This window comes from Thermogladius sp., from assembly GCF_049970955.1.
Lineage (GTDB): Archaea > Thermoproteota > Thermoprotei_A > Sulfolobales > Desulfurococcaceae > Thermogladius.
In genome coordinates this window covers 24,354-28,821 of sequence record NZ_JBMFLY010000005.1, presented here as the reverse complement: position 1 = coordinate 28,821, position 4,468 = coordinate 24,354, and the positions used below count along the sequence as shown (strand labels likewise).

Here is a 4,468-nt window from a genome sequence, read left to right as displayed (position 1 = left end):
GCGATAAGAGAGGTGTTCAGGAAGGCGCGGCTCTATGCGCCGGCGGTAATATTCATGGACGAGATCGACGCGATAGCCCCTGTTAGGGGGTTCGCCTACGACTCGGGAGTCTCCGAGAGAGTTGTCAGCCAGCTCATTACCGAGATGGACGGAATCGAGAAGTTGGAGAACGTCGTAGTCATCGCGGCGACGAACAGGCCCGACATACTCGACCCGGCCCTACTAAGGCCGGGCAGGTTCGATAAGCTGATCTACGTCCCTCCCCCAGACTTGCCCTCGAGACTCGAGATACTCAAGATACACACCAGGAATATGCCTCTCGCAGACGACGTCGACCTCTACGAGCTGGCGAAACGGACGGAGGGGTATAGTGGGGCAGATATCGAGGCCCTCGTTAGAGAGGCTGCCCTGATAGCGATCAGGGAGGACCTGATGATAGACAGGGTCTACATGAGGCACTTCAACGAGGCCTTGAACAAGGTGAAACCGTCTATAACCCAGGAGATGATCAAGTTCTACATCGAGTGGGGCGAGAAGGCCAAGCAGAAGTTGCCCAAGGAGCACCTAAGACCGCAAGTGTACACGTGAGGCGCTCCTCGCCCCTCGCGGCGATATTGTAATCAGGTTTATAACTCCGCGAAAACCTGTGTTATGAAAGGTGCTTCTACGCCGTCTTGAAAAACCGTGGAACGGTGTTTTGCCCATGAGCAAAAGGACGCTGTGGCGCACCAGCCCGCTGTTCAGGGTGGTCATTGAAGAGGTGCTGGCAAAACCAGAAGGGATTCTAGAGAGCGAGCTATTGGAGATACTCAAAAAGAAGCACGACCTCGAGGTCTCCAAGCCGGAGCTGTACCAGGCGTTGATCAAGCTGGAGCTCAACGGGTTTATCACGTCGGAGTTTATTGGTAAAGAGCTGAAGATCAGGCCGTCTAAGAGCCTCATGAGCCAGTTAACCGGGCAATAGTGCGATCAAGTATTTTAGGGTAGCATGTCAATCAAAAAGGATCGGGATGTTTCTGAATGGGTGTCAACCTGAAGGACCTCATCCCGCCTGAAGCGAGGATCGTTTTAGACGATTTGAGGGCTCTCCGCGGAAAGATCGTCGTAATAGACGGGTATAACGCTCTCTACCAGTTCCTAGCCGCAATAAGAGGCCCCGACGGCTCGCCGTTAATGGACAGCAGTGGGCGTATTACGAGCCACCTGAGCGGGCTTTTCTACAGGACTATAAACTTAGTTGAGGAGGGTATTAAGCCGGTCTACGTATTCGACGGCAACCCGCCGGAGCTTAAAGCAAAAGAGCTGGAACGGAGAAAGGCGCTGAGAGAGGAGGCCGCCAAGAAGTACGAGGAGGCTGTGAAAGAAGGCGACTTAGAGGCTGCTAGGAGGTACGCGATGATGTCCTCAAAGCTCACCAGCGACATGGTCGAGGAGGCCAAGAGACTGTTAAACGTGATGGGTATACCGTGGGTGCAGGCTCCCGCAGAAGGAGAGGCACAGGCCGCCTTTATGGTGAGAAGGGGTGACGCATACGCGAGCGCGAGCCAGGACTACGACAGCCTCTTGTTCGGGTCTCCTAGGCTGGTTAGGAACCTCACGATCAGCGGTAAGAGGAAGTTGCCGAGAAAAGACGCGTACGTGGAGGTTAAGCCCGAGATCATAGAGCTCAGCAAGCTCACGGAAAAACTCGGTATTACTAGGGAGCAGCTGATAGACATAGGCATCCTGCTCGGGACGGACTACAACCCGGAGGGCTTCGAGGGCATAGGACCTAAGACAGCGCTCACGCTCATCAAGACCTACGGGTCGATAGAGAAGATCCCCAAAGGCTACCTCAGAACGCGCGAGGAGGTCGACGTGGTCAAGATCAAGAACTACTTCCTCCACCCCCCTGTGACCGCCGATTACAAGCTAGAGTGGAGAGAGCCTGACCAGAAGGGGATAGTCGAGGTGCTTGTTAAGGACCACGACTTCAACGAGGATAGGGTTAGGAACGCGGTGGAGAGGCTTAGCAAGGCCTATAAGGAGTTCCTCAAGGGGAGGCAACTAGGGCTAGATCAGTGGTTTAAGAAAAGTAGCTGAAGTCACTCCTCCCGCCACCCGTACTCTCCGATCAAGGGGACGAAGACGCAGTCAATACCCCACTTCATAGACAACTCTCCGCTAGCCCTCTTCTCGACGACCAAGAGTCTTTGCATGTACCTGTCTCCGACAGGTATAACTAGTTTGCCGTGCACGTCTAGTTGCTCTATGAGAGGCTTCGGTACGCTGGGAGCGCCGGCTGTCACTATAATCCTGTCGTATGGCGCCTCCTCCGGGTACCCCTTTGAGCCGTCGCCTACAACAACCGTCACGTAGTCCTTGTACCCAGCCCTCTCGAGGTTACGCCGGGCGAACTCTGCGAGCTCGGGTATTCTTTCAATTGTGTAGACATGCCCCTTGCGGCTCGGGTCCATTTTGGCCACGATCTCGGCCAGGACTGCGGCTTGGTAGCCGGACCCGGTACCGACCTCCAACACTTTCATCCCCGGTAGCGGATCCAGGGCCTCTGTCATGATGGCCACCATGTGTATAGCGCTGATGGTCTGCCCGTAGCCTATAGGTAGCGGTGTGTCATAGTAGGCGTACTTCCTCAGGTTCTCCGGCACGAACATCTCGCGTGGGACCGACAATAGAGCCCTCTTCACGATACTGCTCTTCAAGTACCCCTCTCTCTCCAGCATTTCTACTACTCTCTCCCTGCTAACTCTGAACACGTCGTCCTCGGACAAATGCCGACCCGTTGAAATTTCAATTAAATCACCTTAATTATCTTTCATAGTCGATTAGTCCTGGTTGAGAGGAGCCATGAGAGCAAGAGAGGTAGTACACGCGAGAGGGCACTACAACGTGAGAGCGGTTCACAGGACTACTATCGAGATCACCAAAGAGGAGCACTTGACTACCAGGGGGGACTGTATAGTCGGGGTAGCGGCCGACAAGTCTGCTAGCGACCTCAGCGAGGCGTTCAAGGCGCTAGTGAGAAGGCCGGATAGCGTCGTCTTCGCTAGATTCACGGCCGGAGGGGTGAGCGACATTCTAGTGGCACAAGGACACCCCGGGTTAGTACTGAGCGATGATAAGAAGATCATTATAAGGAGGAGCGAGTATCTCGAACCCGCCACGATAGGTGTGAGGGCTAACAAGGCTGCGCGCGACCTCAGGAGAGACCTCGTCGAAGCCCTGCGTAGAGGAGCCGAGCTCGTGGTCGAACTAGTCGTGTTAACGCTTGACGAGGTCTACTCTGAACACCCCGGTTCTAGGGCTGTGCTCTAGGACGAGCCTGTGTCCCTCGATCGAGAAGTCGGCGAGCTTCTCGCGTATGACGTCGTAAGTCGTCAAGATGTCGTGTGATAAGATGTAGAGGTGTAGAACCCCGCCGCTCCTTAGCAAGCGGCCGTAGAAGGGCGCGAAGTCTAGGCTCCTCGTGGGCAAGTTTGCTATAACCCTGTCAAACACCTCCCTCTCCAAGACGTTTACCAGGTCGGCGGCGTCGTAGTTGAGCGGGTAGACCACACCCTTCAACTTCTTGTAGTTCAGTCTCACGTTGACTATTATGTGCTTGTAGGCCTCGGGGTTTTTGTCGTTAGCGACCACGAAGGCGTCTCGCAGGGAGGCGATGTGTAGGGCGAACCCGCCTATACCGCTGAACATGTCTAGAACGACCTCGCCGTCCTCCACAGACTCCGCCACCCTATGGTGCTCTTCGGCCAGCCTCGGGTTGTAGTAGGCCCTGCCCAGCGGGACGCGGAAAACAAGACCGTATTCCCTGGCCTCGGCGTAACTCCTATTCTCGCCCCACAAGAGCCTGAGACTTGGCACTCTGTACTCCCCGGTCGTCTCCTCGACCACGTAGATGCTCTTGAGCCTCGGGTGTATCGAGGTTAAAGCCGAGACTACCTCATCCTCGCCGAGCGACTCGAGGACTCTCGACCTCACTAAGGCAACGTCACCTATCAGGTCGTACGCCGGGGTAGTCGGGGGAGCGGCCTTACTGACAACGGGAGGGTTGCAGTCGACCACACTAAATTCTATACCCCTCAGCACCCCCTCGACCTCGTCAAGCTTGGACTCGTCGACAGGTATGAGAACCCGCGAACCTTGCCTGGTAACCCTCAGGTCACTCCTCAGAGCCTTGATACGCTTCAGCGTGGAGAGAGCTATATTGGCGGCCCCCTTATCGACACTAACGCACAGAGGCAATAAACCGACCTCTACACCGGGCCAGATAGGATTTTCTCCCTCCCGGGTTTATAACAGTACGAAGACGGACAGCCAAGCTAACCCTCGGCATGTCCAAGGAGGCGCGGATCCAGAGATGTAAACAGGGGGCGGCGTGGGGCCCTCTCTTGCGCTAGCACTTCCTGCGCTTGCGACGATCGCTATAGGGCTCGCCGGCTTCTCGCTTGCGAACGTCGCTCACGCTACA

The 4,468-nt window shown here is 55.6% G+C and carries 6 protein-coding genes; 4 read left to right on the top strand and 2 right to left on the bottom strand.

What is annotated here, in order from left to right:
• The 3 genes from ACP5VX_RS02040 to fen all read left to right on the top strand — a co-directional run.
• On the top strand, nucleotides 1-588 hold a 588-nt coding region (locus ACP5VX_RS02040; protein ID WP_428724237.1), incomplete at its 5' end, for an ATP-binding protein.
• Nucleotides 589-703: 115 nt separating this feature from the next.
• Nucleotides 704-964, top strand: a complete 261-nt coding sequence (locus ACP5VX_RS02035) for an ArsR family transcriptional regulator (RefSeq protein WP_428724236.1) — start codon at nucleotides 704-706, stop codon at nucleotides 962-964.
• Between the two features lie 56 nt (nucleotides 965-1,020).
• On the top strand, nucleotides 1,021-2,082 hold the full coding sequence (gene fen, locus ACP5VX_RS02030; protein ID WP_428724235.1) for a flap endonuclease-1: 1,062 nt from the start codon (nucleotides 1,021-1,023) through the stop codon (nucleotides 2,080-2,082).
• A 2-nt stretch (nucleotides 2,083-2,084) separates the two neighbouring features.
• Here fen and ACP5VX_RS02025 read toward each other — a convergent pair whose 3' ends face one another.
• Nucleotides 2,085-2,771, bottom strand: coding sequence for a protein-L-isoaspartate O-methyltransferase (locus ACP5VX_RS02025; protein WP_428724234.1), 687 nt, complete (start codon nucleotides 2,769-2,771; stop codon nucleotides 2,085-2,087).
• A gap of 76 nt (nucleotides 2,772-2,847) precedes the next feature.
• Here ACP5VX_RS02025 and ACP5VX_RS02020 point away from each other — a divergent pair, with 76 nt between their 5' ends.
• Entirely contained in the window at nucleotides 2,848-3,315 is a 468-nt protein-coding gene (locus ACP5VX_RS02020; protein WP_428724233.1) for a DUF371 domain-containing protein, read from the top strand.
• On the opposite strand, the gene ACP5VX_RS02015 is transcribed toward ACP5VX_RS02020, so the two are convergent.
• Nucleotides 3,262-4,242: a class I SAM-dependent methyltransferase gene (locus ACP5VX_RS02015; RefSeq protein ID WP_428724232.1), complete on the bottom strand. Its 981-nt coding sequence runs from the start codon at nucleotides 4,240-4,242 to the stop codon at nucleotides 3,262-3,264. The genes ACP5VX_RS02020 and ACP5VX_RS02015 overlap by 54 nt on opposite strands.
• Nucleotides 4,243-4,468 lie beyond the last annotated feature (226 nt).